This is a genomic window from Streptomyces sp. SID14478, from assembly GCF_010548525.1.
Taxonomy (GTDB): Bacteria; Actinomycetota; Actinomycetes; order Streptomycetales; family Streptomycetaceae; genus Streptomyces.
The window spans coordinates 1-579 of the sequence record NZ_JAAGMG010000661.1 but is presented as its reverse complement, the minus strand read 5'-3'; the positions used below and the strand labels follow the sequence as shown (position 1 = coordinate 579).

Genomic DNA, 579 nt, shown 5'->3' with positions numbered 1-579 from the left:
CCCCGGGCACGTGCGCGAGGGCGCTCACCCGCCGCACGGCGGCCAGGTGCTTCGGCAGCCGGAAGCCGTCCACCGTGGCCTCCCCTTCCGAGGCGCGCATGCGGCCCGTCAGGGCGAGCAGCAGGCAGGTGCGGCCGCTGCCGGACGGTCCCTCGACCGCGACGAGCGAGCCCGGCGCCGCGTCGACGTCGACACCGCGGAACGCCCAGCCGCGCGGCCCCTTCAGCCCGAACCCCGCGGCCGTCACGGCCGCACCGCCCTCCGGACCGTCCACGGTCCCCCCTGAGAATTGAACTGACTGGTCAGTGCAAAAATTAGCCCGAACCTTCGATCGAAGCAAAAGCCCAGGTCAGAGCCGATTGTCAGTGGCGTACCCCACGATGGGCACATACGGCCACTGCGCCGTCACTCAGACGACAGGAGGTTCGTCATGGCCAGGTACCCCGCAGCCGCCGCACGCCGCCGCGCCACCACCGGCCCTGCCCCCTCACTGACCGGACCCGCGACCGACGTCCACCCCGTACTGCGCCGGGCGGGCGCCCCGCCCGCCGCCCTCGACCTGCTCGCCCAGGCCCGCGC

1 protein-coding gene is annotated in these 579 nt (G+C 73.9%); it reads right to left on the bottom strand.

Annotated elements, in window-relative coordinates:
• Nucleotides 1-274 (bottom strand): ATP-binding cassette domain-containing protein (locus tag G3I40_RS21775; RefSeq protein WP_164303814.1); only part of this gene is annotated, 274 nt, incomplete at its 3' end.
• Nucleotides 275-579: the final 305 nt, after the last annotated feature.